17 protein-coding genes are annotated in these 17,114 nt (G+C 55.5%); 7 read left to right on the top strand and 10 right to left on the bottom strand.

From position 1 onward, the window contains the following. Nucleotides 1–31 precede the first annotated feature (31 nt). Complete coding sequence (locus tag SH248x_RS07040) at nucleotides 32–1,432, bottom strand: HD domain-containing protein (protein ID WP_459557818.1); 1,401 nt, start codon at nucleotides 1,430–1,432, stop codon at nucleotides 32–34. A 312-nt stretch (nucleotides 1,433–1,744) separates the two neighbouring features. Between SH248x_RS07040 and SH248x_RS07035 the strand changes: the two genes are divergently transcribed. Then, complete coding sequence (locus SH248x_RS07035; RefSeq protein WP_459557817.1) at nucleotides 1,745–2,137, top strand: hypothetical protein; 393 nt, start codon at nucleotides 1,745–1,747, stop codon at nucleotides 2,135–2,137. 169 nt (nucleotides 2,138–2,306) lie between these two features. On the opposite strand, the gene SH248x_RS07030 is transcribed toward SH248x_RS07035, so the two are convergent. The 6 genes from SH248x_RS07030 to SH248x_RS07005 form a co-directional block, all read right to left on the bottom strand. Then, nucleotides 2,307–4,037, bottom strand: coding sequence for a peptidoglycan D,D-transpeptidase FtsI family protein (locus SH248x_RS07030; protein ID WP_459557816.1), 1,731 nt, complete (start codon nucleotides 4,035–4,037; stop codon nucleotides 2,307–2,309). After that, nucleotides 4,034–4,258 (bottom strand): hypothetical protein, encoded by a 225-nt coding sequence (locus SH248x_RS07025; protein ID WP_459557815.1) that lies wholly within the window; start codon nucleotides 4,256–4,258, stop codon nucleotides 4,034–4,036. The genes SH248x_RS07030 and SH248x_RS07025 overlap by 4 nt, the downstream gene beginning before the upstream one ends. A gap of 200 nt (nucleotides 4,259–4,458) precedes the next feature. Continuing rightward, a complete protein-coding gene (locus SH248x_RS07020) occupies nucleotides 4,459–6,435 on the bottom strand; it encodes a LysM peptidoglycan-binding domain-containing protein (RefSeq protein ID WP_459557814.1) in 1,977 nt (658 codons plus the stop codon). A 70-nt stretch (nucleotides 6,436–6,505) separates the two neighbouring features. Then, nucleotides 6,506–7,399 (bottom strand): 16S rRNA (cytosine(1402)-N(4))-methyltransferase, encoded by an 894-nt coding sequence (gene rsmH, locus SH248x_RS07015; RefSeq protein ID WP_459557813.1) that lies wholly within the window; start codon nucleotides 7,397–7,399, stop codon nucleotides 6,506–6,508. Between the two features lie 281 nt (nucleotides 7,400–7,680). After that, nucleotides 7,681–8,160: a division/cell wall cluster transcriptional repressor MraZ gene (gene mraZ, locus SH248x_RS07010; RefSeq protein WP_459557812.1), complete on the bottom strand. Its 480-nt coding sequence runs from the start codon at nucleotides 8,158–8,160 to the stop codon at nucleotides 7,681–7,683. A 185-nt stretch (nucleotides 8,161–8,345) separates the two neighbouring features. Then, nucleotides 8,346–9,488, bottom strand: a complete 1,143-nt coding sequence (locus SH248x_RS07005; protein ID WP_459557811.1) for a glycosyltransferase family protein — start codon at nucleotides 9,486–9,488, stop codon at nucleotides 8,346–8,348. 227 nt (nucleotides 9,489–9,715) lie between these two features. On the opposite strand from SH248x_RS07005, the gene queA reads away from it, so the two are divergent. Next, nucleotides 9,716–10,777 (top strand): S-adenosylmethionine:tRNA ribosyltransferase-isomerase, encoded by a 1,062-nt coding sequence (gene queA, locus SH248x_RS07000; protein ID WP_459557810.1) that lies wholly within the window; start codon nucleotides 9,716–9,718, stop codon nucleotides 10,775–10,777. Nucleotides 10,778–11,016: 239 nt separating this feature from the next. On the opposite strand, the gene SH248x_RS06995 is transcribed toward queA, so the two are convergent. Further along, entirely contained in the window at nucleotides 11,017–12,372 is a 1,356-nt protein-coding gene (locus SH248x_RS06995) for a hypothetical protein (RefSeq protein WP_459557809.1), read from the bottom strand. A 42-nt stretch (nucleotides 12,373–12,414) separates the two neighbouring features. Next, entirely contained in the window at nucleotides 12,415–12,561 is a 147-nt protein-coding gene (locus tag SH248x_RS06990; protein WP_459557808.1) for a hypothetical protein, read from the bottom strand. 283 nt (nucleotides 12,562–12,844) lie between these two features. On the opposite strand from SH248x_RS06990, the gene SH248x_RS06985 reads away from it, so the two are divergent. The 5 genes from SH248x_RS06985 (at nucleotide 12,845) to SH248x_RS06965 (ending at nucleotide 14,874) form a co-directional block, all read left to right on the top strand. Next, on the top strand, nucleotides 12,845–13,585 hold the full coding sequence (locus tag SH248x_RS06985) for a hypothetical protein (RefSeq protein ID WP_459557807.1): 741 nt from the start codon (nucleotides 12,845–12,847) through the stop codon (nucleotides 13,583–13,585). 260 nt (nucleotides 13,586–13,845) lie between these two features. Continuing rightward, a complete protein-coding gene (locus SH248x_RS06980) occupies nucleotides 13,846–14,028 on the top strand; it encodes a Sec-independent protein translocase family protein (RefSeq protein WP_459557806.1) in 183 nt (60 codons plus the stop codon). Nucleotides 14,029–14,087: 59 nt separating this feature from the next. Next, entirely contained in the window at nucleotides 14,088–14,288 is a 201-nt protein-coding gene (locus SH248x_RS06975) for a Sec-independent protein translocase subunit TatA/TatB (RefSeq protein WP_459557805.1), read from the top strand. A gap of 48 nt (nucleotides 14,289–14,336) precedes the next feature. Beyond that, a complete protein-coding gene (locus tag SH248x_RS06970; protein WP_459557804.1) occupies nucleotides 14,337–14,606 on the top strand; it encodes a Sec-independent protein translocase subunit TatA/TatB in 270 nt (89 codons plus the stop codon). Continuing rightward, a complete protein-coding gene (locus SH248x_RS06965; protein ID WP_459557803.1) occupies nucleotides 14,596–14,874 on the top strand; it encodes a hypothetical protein in 279 nt (92 codons plus the stop codon). The genes SH248x_RS06970 and SH248x_RS06965 overlap by 11 nt, the downstream gene beginning before the upstream one ends. Nucleotides 14,875–14,933: 59 nt before the next feature. On the opposite strand, the gene recG is transcribed toward SH248x_RS06965, so the two are convergent. Beyond that, nucleotides 14,934–17,006, bottom strand: coding sequence for an ATP-dependent DNA helicase RecG (recG, locus tag SH248x_RS06960; RefSeq protein ID WP_459557802.1), 2,073 nt, complete (start codon nucleotides 17,004–17,006; stop codon nucleotides 14,934–14,936). Between the last annotated feature and the right edge of the window lie 108 nt (nucleotides 17,007–17,114).

Here is a 17,114-nt window from a genome sequence, read left to right as displayed (position 1 = left end):
CAGTGGCGAGGACAGACCCTCATCCATCGATCTACATATTCGTCTTATCATCATTCACATCCCCCAGAACCTGATTGAGGGCGGCGTTGAGCTGGTCGTCGTACTGGTTGTTGTGGGCGTAGATGCGGAAGATCAAAAAGCTCATGGGCAGCTGACGGAAGAGTTCGTCGTCGTGGAGTTCGACAGGGCCTCCATGGCCGGGGTCGAACAGGTAGTTCTGGCCACCCATCGGGAGACGGCCGCGGGGGCGGTGATAGTGCTTGCGGGAATCGCAGCGGAGGGGGATGTCGCGAATCTCCTTGGGGAGATGCTGGCGGACACGCTTCTCGACGAATTCGGTCTCTGAGAAAATCGTCATCCGTTCGGCGCTGGCGGAGTGGAAGTTGAGGACTCGCTCACAGGCCATGTGCCAGGTGAATTCGCGGTTGAGAATCTGGGCCCACTTGCGTCCCAGTTCCTGAACAGCAGGGTCAGAACTCTTACGGAACCGGCTGACATCGACGAAAAAGGATGACTCCGTGAGCAACAGGTAATCGTCGAGGTGTTCCAGCGGGTTGCCAGGGAATAGCTGCTGCATCGTCTCCTGGAAGACTTCTTCGATCGCGATGTCAAAGGCGCGGACCGTGCGATGGAAATAAATCGTGCGGAACAGGTTCGCACGGGTTTCGACGAAGTTGATCAGCGTCGGCAAGCCGCGGACGTGGATGGTCAGGCCCTGTGGCGTGAAGAAGCTGTAATGTAGCAACCGCCAGACGTCGAAGGCTTTGGTGTTGTATCCGGACATGTAGGCGTCACGCAGGACGAAGTCCATGTTGTCGACGGTGTAGATGCCCGAGAACATCGAGCGCAGCTTCTTCAGCCAGTCGGGATGACCTTCGGTCTGGTTGTCTTTCGGACGTTTGATCAACCAGGCGATCTGTCGCGGGTCGAGGATTTCCAACTGCTTAAGCATGCCGTTGGGGTTGCGACGGATTCCCTGCAGTGCTTCGCCCAGGACGTTCTGGATGATGTGAGCGCCGATGTCTTCGTGCGTCAGGTTGTACTGAGCCGAGTAGTTGTCATCGAAGAAGTGGCCGAAGGGGCCGTGGCCGATGTCGTGCAGCAGCGCCGCCATGCGGACGAGGCTTTCGACGTAAGCCTTCGAGGGGGTATTCGGACAGGATTCCGCGAGCGAGTCGTACCAGAGCTCGATCGCGCGAGACGCCAGGTGCATCGCCCCCAGGATGTGCTGGAAGCGCATGTGTTCTGCGGTCGGGAAGACGAAGTGAGCCGTCTGCAGCTGGTGAATATGACGCATCCGCTGGACCCAGGGATGGTCGATAATGTCTTGTTCAGAAATCTCACCGGGAGGCAGGCCGACGTTGGAAACGAACGGGATGTAGCCGTGGATCGGGTCGTGGGAGAGAGCTTCCGTCTTGAAATCGCGAGGCATGGGAATGGGGCCCGTTTCGGTCCTTGAATTTTGGGTGTTGATGAACTGCAAAGGTATCAGGTCCAGGCATGAAGGAAAAGGAGACCACTCTATCTGACGGGAAGTCCTGAAGATTCCCGGAATCACGTTGACTTATTTGATGAGACAGTCGTATAAACAACTTCGCATTACATCCACGCGCCCAGGAGGGCGTTTGATCGCAGTCGTGCTGGCAGGCGCAAGACGCTTTCCTTGCTCCGCATCGACCCGTTCGGGCCAAGAAACCCAAGCGTTCACGATTCGACATTTTCAGTTGGACGGCACGGAGGAACGATGATTGAAGCAACCCGGGGCATGTCCCCAACCGATGTAGTCACGACCATTGTTAACGAGCGCGGTCACCGCGAAGCAGCCTCGGCGAATGGCTGCGAATCGATTCTCCAGGAACGACTGACGGGACTTGACGGACTTGTTCCGGAATCGGCTTTCCAGTCACGCGCAGCGATGTTGAACCTGCGCGTGCAGGCGATTACCGATGTCGTTCAACGGATGATCCTCGACGAAACGAGAAACCAGGTCCGAGACCTGCGGATTGAATCGACCTGCTATGGTGTGACCGTGACAGGTCTGGTCGACAGCTATTACGTCAAGACACTCGTCAACAAGGCGTCATGCTGCCTCGATGCGGGGATGGCGTTTGTCAATAACGTGACGGTGATGAATTAACTCCGCTCATTCCGGTCGTTCCCTCAAGAATTCCAGGGTAGTCCGGGTTGTCCCAACCCGGACGGCGAAGCCGCAAGAAACACGCCGAGCGCGCATCGAACGTCCATTCCCGTGTTTCTCTCGTGCCGCAGCGGCACGCCCGGGTTGGGGACAACCCAGGCTACCCAGATCAATGACGTTCGACCTCTTCCCCGGCCAGGTCTCGCTTCTCTACGACTTTCATCGTCTTGAGGACGCGGTCGATGATCTTGGCGCAGGAGGGGCCTGCGATGACTCCGCCGTAGGCGCTTCCGCCTTTGGTTGGTTCGTCAACGGTGACGATCACGCAGACCTGGGGATCGTTGGCGGGGGCGCCGCCGACGAAGGAGCAGATCATCTTGCTGTGTGAGTATTGGCCGGTTTGAGTGTCGAACTTCTGCGCGGTTCCTGTTTTGCCGAAGACGGTGTAGTCTTTCAGCTGAGCTGTCTTGCCTGTCCCGCGTTTGACGACTTCGACCATCGGGCCTTCGATCAACCAGCGGGCGATTTCCGGGCTGACGACCTGTGACGAGACGGGGAGATGATCGTCGTCGCGGATGATCCGAGGTTTGATGAGAAGACCGCCATTCGCCAGACAGCAGGTGCCTGCGAGGATCTGAAGGGGCGTAGTCGAGATTTCCTGGCCCATGGTGACGGAGCCAGTTGAATAGCTCGTCCACTGTTCGAGAGGACGGACAAGGCCGGGGAGTTCGCCGGTTAGTTCGATCCCGGAGCGTCGACCAAAGCCGAATCGGGTGATGGCATCGAAGAGAGCGTCATTGCCCATCTTCTCGCCGATCTTCGACATGCCGATGTTGCTCGATTTGACGAGGACATCGGTCAGCGATAGTAAGCCGTAGGCATGGGTATCGTGCAGGGTTCGTCGGCCCATGCGATAGGCGCCTCGTTCGCAGTCGATCATTTCGTCTTTGGCGATATAGCCATTTTGCAACGCCATCGCGACGATGAATGGTTTGAACGTCGATCCGGGTTCATACTGGATCGTCAACCCGCCGTTATGCCAACCCCCTTCCGGGACATGAGCAAGATCCGCATAACTGTAAGACGGCCGTGAGGCGAGCGCGAGGACATCGCCAGTTTTAGGGTCCATGACGATCGCGCAGGCGCTCTTGGGGGCGTGCTTGGTCATGAGTTCGTCGAGAACTTCTTCGGTCTGTTTCTGCAGGACGATATCGATCGTACTGGTGACGGTCCTGCCCTGGTTGATGTCGTCTTCGGCCTCGTCATTGGGGAAGACTTCAACGACCTTGCCGAGTGCATCACGCTGAACATGCCAGACTTCCGGTTTTCCCGCCAGCTGGTCGTTCATCGCTGCTTCGAGACCACCAAAGGGCTGGTTATCGAGTTGGCGCAGTCCGAGTACGTGGCAGGCGAGGTCGCCGTACGGGTACTCGCGCAGAAATTCATCCTGAAAGCCAAACGTCTCGCGTGGCATCTTCAGTTCACGAAATGCCCGGGCCTGTTCCCAGGTCATGCGGCGTTCGTACCAGACGAAGCCCTTGGTCGCATGTTTGGTGAGAAATTTTTCGAGTTCAGGAGCAGTCGTGTTGAGAGCGGTGCAGGCCGACTCCGCGTAGGCTTTCCGATCGAGAATCTTCTTAGGAACCAGATACAGGCTGGGACGAGCCATTGATGTCGCCAGCAGCCTCCCGCGGCGGTCAACGATATCCCCCGCGCGAGCAGGGATTTCCATCGACGTGTACTGCTGACGCTGGGCAGCCGTCGCTAAACGCGGATGCAGCCACCATTGCAGATAGCAAAGCCTGCCCATGACTCCCATCCAGGCCAGACACAATATCCCCCCGATGAACCAGGCTCGTCGGCTCACAGGGGTGATCGGGATGTCGAGAGGGAGTGTCATCGTTTACGAGTATCGGTCGGAGTCTCGGCTTCAAGAAGGAGTTTTGACTGGGACTTCTGCCATTCGGCCTGAAGTTGCTGATTCTGCTGCTTTAATGTCTGCATCTGGAAATGTTGACGGGCAATTCGCAGGGTCATCTCGTTGTGACAATGATCCAGCCAAATGCCTAGAAGGCAGATGCCCAGGATCAACACAAAGACAACGAGGAATCGGGTTAGCACGAGAGTGTCTTTAGAAACGAACCACGGATGGACACGAAGAAACACGGATAAGACGAAAGTCATTTTGAACCGCAGATAAACGCAGGTGGACGCAGATAAGAGAGAGAATTCTGACTATTTTCTTATCTGTGTTGATCTGCGTTTATCTGCGGTTCATTTTTCTTTCCTCTCTGAATCATCTGTGGCAGACAAATTATGATCTAGCGATATTCACGCTGTCCCGAGGTCACTTGGACCTTGCAGGCATCGTTGGGGAGTCGCAGGACCATGCCGATTTGCAGGCGGTCTGGGGTTGAGAGTTGGTCGCGGTTGAGTTCGTAGATCTGCATCCAGCGAGCTTGTCGTCCCAGGTGATTCTGCGCGATATCGGTCAGGGTATCGCTTTGGCCGACGCGGTACAGAGGAGTCGAGCCTTCGCCGTAGAAGAAGCCCGATGGGCCCTGGCTGGAGGCTTGTGTGACGTTCTGTGTATTGTGGCCTGTCAGTCGTGGGTACATGGCATCGAGTGACTGTGGAGACGGGATCGAAACCCGGCTGCCGATTTTCAGGATCCCGCCACTTTGCAGGTTGTTTCTGTTGTACTCTTCGAGAGCGGCGAAATACCGGGCCGTTCCATACTGCTTGCGAGAGATCGCCCAGAACGTATCACCTGGCTGGACAACATAGTTGCCATTGCCGGTGTTGGAAGATTCGATGAAGTCGCGATCGAACCCGCCTCCGTGTTGAGGACGAGGAGTCTGTGGCGTTGGGGCCTGAGGGATTGGTGCATCCGGTCTGGGGGCGTCCTGGTTTCGGACAGACATCGGATTGATGCACTCATCCGGTGGCAGGAATTTGGGAGTTGGATATCCCGATTGGTGAGGAGAAGGAGCCTCGTCTCGGCCACGCTCGGCATAACGGTCATTGCGATCCCAGTTACTGCGGTCCTCATTGCGACGTCCACTTTGATGCTGAACTTCAGGGAAGTTATCAAACGGCTGTCGACCACCTTCTGGACGTGGTGCTTCCGGTCGCGGCGCCTCTTCGCGAGGACGGACCGGCTGCCAGCCATTGTCATTGCCTTGTCCTTGAGACGGGCGAGGTGCGTCCTGCTGCCACTGATCGCGAGACGGGCGAGGGGCTTCGTCGCGGAAACCGTAATCGCTTTGAGGAGGGCGAGAGGGGCGGTCATTGGAATTGTCATTCCCCCAGGGGCGAGGAGCGGGGTCGTTACTGGATTGCTGGCCGTTTGAATTTGGACGAGGTGCATTCTCGTTGTTCGAGAAATCCCGAAACGACGGAGACGGTGCTTCCTGATTCCGTGAACCACCGCGATAGTCAGGATTGGGAGCATCTGGACGAGGAGCGGACGGGTTACGAGAATCGTTCGATGGATGCGGTGCAGGTTCGTTCGAACGTGGTCCATTCAAAGGAGCCGGTGCTTCCTGACGATTGCCGTGATCGTGATCATGTTTCTCGCTCGGAGAACCAAATTCGAAGCCCATCTTTGGTGCAGGTGCCTGCAAATTCGGTCGAGGGGCGGCTTCGTTGTGTGTCGGAGGAGAAAAGAATGGATCGGCTGGCAGCGGTGCTTTCGGAGTAGGAGCCGATTCGGATGGACGTGGTGCTGGCACATCAGACGTTTGCGTGATGAAGGGATCATTAATGACGCGAGAGCGTTGATCCTGTGGCTTGTTGGAAATCTGTGGTCGTCCTGATTCCAGACGTGGGGCAGGCTCATCACCAAACAGCGACATCACGCCATTTGAAGATGGTTGTGGGGCATCCTCTTTCTGTTGAGGGGCAGCGCCCAAAGCAGCCCAGGGGTTGTCCGATTCCTGAGCTGATCGAACAGCATTCAGCGGTGTCGGCCTGGGAGCCTCAGCGTTTGGAGCCATGAACGGATCGTTCATCGCCGAGGCAGCATCCCGGTTCTCTTTGGGAAATGCTCGGGGAGCATTCCGTTGGCCATCGGGTCTTGCATTCGACATTGGCGGCGACAAAGCAGGAGGACTCGCAGGACGCTCGTTTGTTTGAGCGGCATGAAGCTGATTTTGCTCGCTACGTTTGAACACAAGGAATCCAAAGACACCCAGCAGGCAGGTGATCATCACCATCGCCAGACCGGTCTCCTGAATGCGTCCAGAACGGGACGTTGGCGGCAGAATATTGTTCGACAGAGGCTTGAAACTCAACATGTCTCAGCTTCCATGCTTGAGGACTGTTTGGATCGGGACGGTGGGAATCGAGAGGGGAAGTCAGGCGGGATCAGGAACCGGAAGGCTGGTAAGTCGCGATGCGAATCTTGGCTGACCGACTCCGCGGATTAAAACGGACTTCGGTCGGGCGAGGTTCGATCGGCTTCTTCGTCGCTTCCTGCCACAGCTGTTTCTTTTTGAAGCACTGTTTGACAAGGCGATCTTCGAGAGAGTGAAACGTGATGACGACCATTCTCCCGCCCACTTTCAGGCAGTCGGGAGCAGTGCTGGTCAGTAATTGTTCGACGTGTTTGAGTTCGGAGTTGGCGTAAATTCGCAATGCTTGAAACGTCTGCGTCGCGATATTCGAGCCCGAGGAATGCACGCCGGCCTGCTTGTAAACCTGCTCAATCAGAGACGTCAGTTCGACAGCAGTCATCGGCTCTGGATGCTTCCGAACCGCGATGATGGCTGCAGAGATCTGGCGAGCGAATCGTTCTTCGCCGTATTCGGTAAGGATCTGTTCGAGACCAGCCTGATCGATGGTCTTGAGGATCTCCCAGACCGGTTTGCCTTCTTCGACATGGAACCGCATATCAAGAGGACCAGAGGAAGAGAAACTGAATCCACGTTCGACGTCGGCAATTTGATCGGAGGAGTAACCCAGATCGACTAGGATCGCATCGACGCGGTCGATCGAGAGTTCGTTGAGGATGTCTCGTAGCGTGATATAAGAGCCGCGTTTAAGAATGGCTCGAGGATCATTCAGCTTTTCCGCAGCACGGGCCAACATGGTGGCATCACGGTCAACAGCGATCAGTCGGCCGGTCTCGCCGATCTGTTTGAGAATCTCAGCGCTATGGCCGCCGCCGCCCGCCGTTCCATCGACAATCGTCTGGCCAGGGCGCAGCTGGAGTCCATCCAGGACTTCACGCAGCATCACGGGCATATGGACGGTCGACATGGCGGGCAATTGGTTCAGGAATTCAAAACGGGTTTTTGAACGACCCGCGATTCCTACCAGTTAGCGACCTGATTCACGATACGAATCCAGACTTCGCAACATGAATTGTAGCATTCACATTAAGCCTGTCCGGGGAAATGACTCACCAGAGACCCCTTAGCCATCCATTGCCAAGTTGGGTGGGTCAATGATGGCCAGTCAGCGAAAAGACTTCGCTGACTGGCGCAGCACTCCGTGCTGCTCGTACACCTAAAGCCCGGTAGCTACGGTGCTTCCAATGATCAGCCTGCTGTCGGCGAGCTGGGAACTGGCGGTATGGGGACCGCCTGCAGCTGGCTGGCAAACTGATCGAATTCTGATTGATTCTTCGTGAGGAACTGCTCCCACAATCCTTTGTCCCACAGTTCGATGTGCTGATGGACACCCAGAAGAACGACTTCGTGTTCCAGTCGGGCGAGCTTCATCAATCGATCGGGGACGCGGATCCGGCCCTGTTTGTCCATTTCGACCTGTTCGGCCTGCGAATAGTACAGACGCATATAGGTCCGCACATGCGGGTCGTTGGCCGACAGACGCGAGAGCATCTGGGCGTATTCCTGAAAGGCTTTCTCCGAATAGATCGCGAGCGATCCATCGGTGCCCGGGGTGATGTACAGAACGCAGGAACTGGACTCTTTGGCCAGCTCGTCGCGCAGCTGTTTCGGGACAGGCAAACGCTGTTTCTCGTCCAGAGACCGATCATAGGTTCCGGTAAACGGCATTTACCACTTATCCCCACTTTTCACCACTGAGGCGTTTAATCTATTCAGATCTGATCGTTCAATCAAGCCGGTTTCTTCGCGCGAAGATCCCACGCATGGGTCTGGTGAACGTAACTCTTGAAGGCGAGCGAGGTTTGAATTTTCAGAAATCTTTGCAGGCAGAGCATCCTGCCGAGCGATCCGTCTCATGCTTGTCGTCTGGACAGCAGTTTTTCGTAGCACGCCTCATACTGGGCTGCGACATCCCTCCACGTATCCCATTGGAAGGAAATGACTTGGGAACTTCCAGCGTCCCGTTTCCGCCGTTCCACGGCTTCCAGTGCGTTCTGCACCGACTGGCTGATTGTACCAGCCGAGACATCGGGAATCGTGAAGATTCCGTCAGTTTTCTCCTGTATTTCCTGAATCCCCTCAACTGCCGTTACCGCCACCGGGAGACCGCAGGAAAGGGCTTCCAGAACCACATTCGGCATCCCCTCCCACCGGGATGGCAAGACGAGCAGATCTGCCAACTGATACAGGGATTTGAGCCCCTGCTGATAACCGAGAAAATGGATCCGATTGGAAAGCCCGAGCTGTCCTGCCCTGGCTTTGAGAGTGGCTTCCAGTTCACCGATTCCAACACAAACCAGATGACAATCGTGTTCACTACCGGAGAGCGTAGGCATCGCTTCCATCAGTTGATCGATCCCTTTTTGACGATCGAGTCGCCCGACAAACAGGAGAACTTTCTGTCCTTCCTCGATTCCCAGATCATTGCGAGACCAGGCTTCTTCGGAATCTGGAAGAGGATCGATTCCATTGGGAATGACGCTGACCTTCTCTGCGGGGATTCGTCCCACTTGAATGGTGAATTGCGCGACAGCCTGGCTGACGCAGATAAACTCATCAACCCATCGAGATGTAACGCGGTCTAACCAGAGATAGCCTCGGGAGCGACGCTCTGCGACTCGAACACCGCTGACGACTGCAGAAACGCTTGTCCCGCGCGCAGCTAGCCTGGAAACGATATTCCCATGAAACAGAAAGCCCTGCACAATTTGCGGGACAAACTCGCGCAAGATCAGCTTGACCTGCTTGATCGATCGCAGGAAGCCGGTGGCTGATATAACGCCCAGTTCTTTGACTTCGACGTCCAACTCCCTCAGCCTTTGAGCGATTTCGCCACCTGACTGTAAGCTGATCACGAGTGGCTGAAAGCGGCTTGTATCCAGATGTTTAACGATCTGCCAAAGTGCGCGCTCCGCCCCGCCGGGATCGAGTTCTGTGATACAGAAAGCAATCCTGATCCGATTGTCAGCGGGCGACTGGCTGGACGGAGTGGACATTTTTCATATTCTTTTCACGCAAAAAGTTGTTTCAACGACAGAAACTTTTCGGCTCCCACGGCGTTTATACCGTGTGCCCCCAAATCAAGACGTTCTGCCTCGCGAGCATAACAAGTCGACATGTCTGCGGGCCGCAAAAAACGTTGTGCAGGTGAATCTACTTCATGTCATCACAGCTTACACTTCCTGAACTACGTCTGAATTCATGCCGCTCTGAAACAGGTGTCATGCCCGATCTGAATTTACTGTCATCGTATGACTACCAGCTTCCGACCAGCCTCATTGCGTCTGAACCTCTTGCAGATCGTTCGCGTTCCCGTCTTTTAGTTGTGAATCGGACATCCGGCGCCATCGAGCACCGACATTTTGACGAACTTCACACCTTTTTGCAGTCTGGCGATACGCTTGTTCTCAATCAGACAAAAGTCCTTCACGCGCGTCTGTTCGGTTATCGCGACAAAACCGGCGGGGCCTGGGAAGGACTTTTTCTCAAAACGGTCGATCCCAACCGCTGGCTCATCATTGGGCAATGCGGCGGGAAACTGCGACCTGGGGAATCGATCTCGGTCAAATCGCTCCACGACGACACCCTGCCTCTTCTCAGGCTTCAACTCATCGAACGACTCGAAGAAGGTCAGTGGCTCGTCCAACCCAGCCAGTCCGGCGCTGTCGAACCGCTGCTGAAAGCCTACGGTTGCTTGCCGCTTCCCCCGTATATGAAGCGACGCGTCTCCTGCGAACAAGACGAGCAGTCTTACCAGACTATCTATGCCGAACAAGCCGGTGCCGTAGCTGCCCCGACCGCAGGTCTGCACTTCAACTCAGACATTCTGAAGGCTCTCGACACTGCAGGGATCGAGCAGGCCAAGGTGACGCTGCATGTGGGCATCGGGACTTTTCGACCGATCAAAGCCGAGCATCTGGCCGAGCATCGCATGCACTCGGAGTGGTGCGAACTCAGTGAAACAACCGCGAACAAACTTCAACAAACGCGAGCAGCCGGCAAGCGAATCGTCGCCATCGGGACAACGTCTGTTCGAACTCTCGAAACCGCGTCACGCGAGGGCCAAATCAAGCCGTTTCAAGGGGAGACGGATATCTTCATCCGCCCTCCTTATCAGTTTCAAGCCGTCGATGCGCTCGTGACGAACTTCCACCTGCCCAAATCATCGCTGCTGGTGATGATTGCCGCCTTTGCAGGTTACGACCTGGTGATGAAGGCTTACCAGGAAGCCATCGATCAAGGCTATCGCTTCTTCAGCTACGGCGACGCAATGCTGATTCTGTGATTGACTGTAGGGTGCTGGTGAGGCTTTGCGAACCGCACCAAATGGGCAAATGAACGTCGTTTTGGTGCGGTTCGAAGACTCACCAGCACCCTACGATTTTTGTGAACCTTCGTGCTCAATTCTTCTATTCCCTGCTTCCCCAATAAGGAATCCGTCTTCCTCAGCGACCTCCGCTGACCTCTGTTTCCTCTGCGTTCCAGTCTTCTTCTGGTTCTCCGTCACAACCAAGAGGTCAATAATCAAAGCAGCCTTTGTGACAAATGCGGCGTGGCTGAGAGTTCTGTCGGTTCATAACTGCTGCGGTTGGTTTTCAGCATGACACCTTGAACGGCTGTCTTGGTTTGCGTCAGCAGTTTCGGACGGAAGACCAGCAGCAGGATCAATGGCAGGTACCAGAGAACGTAGATTCCGCCCTGTTGTGGGTACCAGAACTGCGTTGCGACGATGATCGCAGCGGTATGGCTGATCAAGATTTCGTAGGACTTGCGGACCGGCCAGAAGGTCAGAACGATCACCAGAACGATGAACGAAACAATGACCGGAATCCGCCACGCCGGGTGAAGCTGAGTCCAAAAACCGTCCTGATAGGTCTGGTCATCGAAGCTCAGTAGACGCAGGTCAATGGAGCCGACTGTCTGTTGGGTGAACGCCAGCGTATCGGTGGAGGACAGGTACACGCTTGTCAGCAAGATGCCGCAAGTGGCAAAGAAGGCGAGCGTAAATTGCATTAACTTCTGTCGAGGCTGATAGGCCATCCAGATCGGCAGGGTAAAGACAGGAAATAACATCGTTCCACAGGCCAGGCCCAAGAGAATCCCTGACGTGCGCGCCTGGTTCGCGAACGCCAATGCCCAGACAATGAACGCCGCAGGAAGGACGTGATTGATCTCGCCAACGCTGTAAGCCGTGCAGGGCAACAAGAGGTAAATCGTCGCCATCGAAAGGCCGGTCAGATAGTCCGAAAAAATTCGCTGACCGATGTAAAACAGTCCCAGAAGAACGGCGACGTGCGAGAGAATCGTCACCATGCGGACGGTGATACGTTCGACGAGGCTGAACTGACTGAGCGGATCGCGGCTCGTAATCACGCCCGCATCAATCAATGACCGAGACGTCGACATGACAGGCGCGGTAATCAACGGAGTTGTCGGCCCCGTATTTCCCAACAGCTCTTTGAGGTCGTCGCTGGTTTCCTTCGCTTTGGGGATGTCGCTTTGCTGAAGCAACACTTGAGCTTCGCGGACGGCGGCCAGTCCGGTTTCGGCGGGCGGCTCGCGCATGGCTCGAATCGTGAGGAAACCGAACGCGCAAATCGTCAGAAACAACAACCCCTGGCTGTTCAGGTTGGGTTCGAGCTTAGGACGCTTATCAAACCAGCCGTCAAACAGACAGCGGAGCGTCCACAGTCCCGAACACGAGAACAACCACGCATAGCCGGCCGACTGCGTCAGTGGATGACCGACCAGCAGGAGCCCCGGCGAAATGAGCAGCAGAAGCAACAGATCGAGGTTCCGCAGGGACCAGACACGCTTGAAGCGGAAGAAAATCGCGACGATCAACAGGAATGAGAGATAGAACCACGTGGGTTCATTCACCTCATAGCCTCTCAATACGATTTCCATAGTCGTCTCAGTGAATCAGGATGCAAATTTGACCGTTGACTGCAACGGGGTATCGAAAGAACCGCTCATCTCGAGATTGGTGCTCGCCAGGGAAGCATCCGTGAGGGCGAGGGTGATGGTTACTTGTTTGACGTTTGGTTCGTAGTACTTGGAGTGGGACATCGATCGCGTAATGCCCCAAACGTGTTCGATGTTGTCTTCGGGCTGCCGAGAATGACAGAGCGAGAAGACATTCTCGCGATCATGCCTGACTCAGTATTTTAATTGTCTCGACTGGCCAAGAAAAGCAGAACTGACTCTGACGGGTACGGATTTCAGAAATGCAGGAAAATGCTCACGACATGTGTACTAATCGCTGCAGGTTGCCAATGTGGAAGGACTTACGTTATGATCGATGTAACTGGAATCAACCGGAATTGATGAATCCGTGAAGAATGAGAACGCTATGAAAGATGGTCAGATCGAAGCCGCAAATGCTTACCAGAGAAATGCTTTCGCGATTGTACCGCCTCGTTTGGTCGCCGTTTTGTTCGCCCCTGACATTCGCATCACCTTTCAAGCGGAAGGCATCACAAGCGATTACGAGGCCTTGTCTTGGAAAGAGCGGATCGCCACGTCGCCTGGCATCACTGGTGCATCTGCTGAAGCTCCCTGGGATCTTCCTGGCGTGACTCTGGCAGGCCTCCAGCGACTGGACGGGACTGCGATCGATGCCTCAAAAACTCATCCCTTGCGCGAGCAAGAATGTCGCGACGCTCTTCTGTCTTTTGAGAAAGACTCCACGAAGCGGATCGCGCTGGAAGCAGGTTTGTGGCTGTGGATCGACGAACTCGACCGCTCGCATACGGCGTCTCAAAGTCGTGAAGGAGACAAGACTTGCGATGCGTGGCATACCATCATGCACCGGCGGGAAGGGGACTTCTGGAATGCCAAATACTGGGTCCGTCGTGTCGGCCAGCACCCGTCTCATGACGGACTATGGAAAAGCCTGCAGATGCTCGATCGGTCGTCGTTATCGACGTCTCAACAGCGCGTGTACGATCGGTTAATGGCGCAGAAGTTCTGGCGCGGCGAAACGATGGTCGACCTGTGCGAAGAATTTGCCCGAGATCAGGAGAGTGAAGAAGGGCTGCTTCTGCGGGTCATTCAGCAACTCGAAATGCTGCATCTGCTGGCAGAAAGATGACTTGGAATTGAGAGAGGGCGTCACACCAGCATTCCTGATCGAACTGACCAGTATGAGTCTTGGTGAATTAGTCGCCAAGACTTGTTTACAACTTGACAGCAGGTTGGTTCATGAGAAAATTGCGTTGTGAACTGTTTATGTTTGCAAAGACTTGATGGATTTCAGTTTAAATCAGAATACATTAAGACGACCTAGTCTTCAGAGCGAAATTCCGTTCTCGATTTCCTTCCCACTTGCCCTCCTGCCTGATTGGATCCCACATGGGATTTGGCGCGACAGAAATCATCATCTTCCTGATCATCGTCATGCTCCTGTTCGGACGACGAATTCCAGAGACCATGTTCTCACTGGGCAAGGGCCTGACGGAATTCAAAAAGGGAATGAAAGACGATAACGACACGCGCCCCACAGATGGCTCGTCGAACAAAGTCGAGAACAGCTAGTATTCCTGCCCTTTTATTCCCCCCTTGTTTGCTTGTCCTTTCAGGACGCGGAGTTAGCAATGCCATTCCTCGGCAATATTGGTTGGCCTGAACTCGTTGTCTTTGGTGTCATTGCCCTGCTGCTGTTTGGCAAGCGATTGCCAGAGACCATGCGCAGCCTTGGTCAAGGCGTGACCGAATTCAAAAAGGGACTCAAGGGCATGGGCGATGAGTTTGAAAATAGTAATCCAACACCAGCCAATCAGAAGACGACTACCTGATTTCGGTTGCTAACACTCAAGTACTGCTGACTCTCAAGGAGATTTGACATGCCATTCTTAGGCAATATTGGCTGGCCCGAAATGGTCGTCTTCGGCGTGATCGCGCTGCTGTTGTTCGGTAAGCGTCTGCCAGAAGTCATGCGGAGCATGGGACAAGGCGTGACGGAGTTCAAGAAGGGGCTCAAAGGCATCGATACCGATGTGAATGACAGCGTTCGTCGTGCCGGCGAACAGCCATCACGCCCAGCCGCGACAAGCACTGCTTCTGTGCCCGCGCCGCCTTCCATGGAGCCAGTCGGCAGTAAGTATGAAGGTTGAGTCGACGTTATTGGACGCGTACGTCGGGGCGAACGTCGTCCTCGACGTGATGGGGCCGTATATCTATCTCGGCCAGTTGGAACGCTACGACCATAAGTATGCGGTGCTCATCGACGCGGATGTGCATGATATGCGCGACTCGACCAGCACCCGGGAGCGATATGTCTCGGAGACCCGGCTGCACGGGATTACTTCAAACCGGAATCAGGTTCTCGTCAGCCTGGATCAGGTGGTGAGTATTTCGCGGTTGGATGATGTGGTTGGCTGATCGTATTAGCATGCCCATTTGGTGCGGTTCGAAGACTCACCGGCACCCTACATTCCGATCTATCCTGTTCTTGGTAAGTCCATCAGGCGTTCGAAACGGTCGAGGACTTCTCTCTTGAAGGCAGCCCAGGCTTCGCTGTCGATTCGCTTTGACATCACGATGTCTTCGGCACGCTTGCGGGCGACTTCGAGGAGTTTGGCGTCTCGCGTTAAATCGGCGACCTGGAGCGGGAGTTGGCCGTGCTGTCTTGTGCCCAGGATATCGCCGGGGCCTCTCAGTTTGAAATCTTCTTCCGAAACGCTGAAGCCATCGGGGCAGCGTTCGAGGATTTCCAGGCGGGTCTGCGATTCTTCGTTCTCGACCATCGACTGCAGGAAGCAATACCCTTTGTGTTTGCCACGACTGATCCGGCCGCGCAGCTGGTGGAGTTGCGATAAGCCGAACCGCTGAGCATCCACGATCAACATCAGGGTGGCGTTGGCGACATCGACGCCGACTTCGACGACGGTCGTCGAGATCAACGCCTGCACCTTATTTTCACGGAACTGCTGCATGACCTGCTTCTGGTCATCGCGCTCCATGCGACCGTGAAGGACGCCGATGTTGATGCCGGCGAGTTCGCGTTGGGAGAGAGCTTGAAAGACTTGCTCCACCGAGCCGACACCGAGCTGTTTATTTTCTTCGATCAGCGGGCAGATGACATAAAGCTGACGACCACGTTCGAGCTGCCTTCGCAGGAAGTCCCACATCTCGCGTTGCTCGTGAGGCGTTGTGACTCGACTGGTAACGACGAGCTGTCGACCCGGTGGCTTCTCCGTGATCAGCGAGAGAGACAGGTCGCCGTATTGCGTCAGGCAGAGGCTGCGGGGAATCGGCGTCGCTGTCATGACAAGGACGTGGGGCGAACGCTCGTCGCTGGTAAGTCGGCTGCGCTGCATGACGCCGAATTTGTGTTGTTCGTCGATCACGACAAGTCCGAGGTTGCGGTAGCGGACGCTGTCTTGAATGACGGCTTGCGTGCCAACGATGAGTTGGATTTCGCCGGATGCGATCCCTTCCAAAGCGGCTTGTCGTTCGGCCCTTCCGATATTGCCGGTGAGCAAGACGCGTTTGACTTGCGAGTGGGCGAGCATGGCGTCGAGTGTGTTCCAGTGCTGCCACGCGAGGATTTCTGTCGGGGCCATCAGAACCGTCTGCTGTTTCGCCGCGATCGCCATCAGCATCGCATAGATCGCGATGACCGTCTTTCCGCTGCCAACGTCCGCCTGGAGCAGGCGGTGCATGGCTGTTGGTCGAGACAGATCCGATACGATCTCGTCAATCGCGTGGTTCTGACCAGAGGTTAAGTCAAACGAGAAGAGGCGACGAATTCGCTGGTCGATCTTGCTGTTGAGGGGAATTGGCTCAGCAGGGCGGGTGCGTTCCCAGACGCGCCGTCGCAGGAAGACCGCGACTTCGAACTGGAAGAGATCGTCGAAGATGACGCGCGAGGTCCCGCGCTGGTAATCGTCTAAGGTTTGCGGAATGTGCAGCAATCGAATGGCATCGCGCAAATGCGGGATGTTCCATTGTTCGAGTGTCTCGGGAGGCATGGCATCGGTGACGAAGTCGGCGTACTCATCGACAACTATCCGGATGATTCGACGGAGTTCATCGAGCTTGAGCCCCTCCGTCAGACCATAGCGGGTCAGAATCTCGCCGCGGGCCTCCAGGTCATCCGCGTTGAGAACCTGAAGTCGCGGGTGAGTGAATTCAAAGCGACGATTGCTGAGCTTCGGTTTGCCAGAAATCAGCCAGTGCGAGCCGACGGGAAGCTTGTGTCGCATCCAGGGCTGGTTGAACCACAAGCCTCGCACGAACTCTGTTTCACAACGAAACAAAGCGGCGACGAGCGTCCGGCCATGCTTCAATGGACGGCCGTCTGTCTCGATGACTTCGCCGCGGACTGTACCAAGTTCGTCGACCTTGAGATCTCGCGGGGAGATGATCTGCGTCAGGTCGAGGATATCGCGTGGCAGGGTCCAGAGAAGATCTCGAACCGTGAGAATTTCCAGCTTGGCCAACAGCGCAGCACGATCCGGACCGACACCTTTAACGAACTGAATCGGAGTCTCCAACGGCGATGATTCCATGGGCTCAGTATAGCAATCGTGGAGCGAGAGTTGGAACGCAGAGGTAACAGAGGAGAGCAGAGATCGCAGAGGAGAACCGGAGGTTTCAACGCCAAGGCGCGAAATCGC

It is taken from the genome of Lacunimicrobium album (assembly GCF_052161635.1).
Lineage (GTDB): Bacteria > Planctomycetota > Planctomycetia > Planctomycetales > Planctomycetaceae > SXPC01.
The sequence above is the reverse complement of the archived record's forward strand: the minus strand, read 5'-3'. Positions and strand labels throughout refer to the sequence as shown.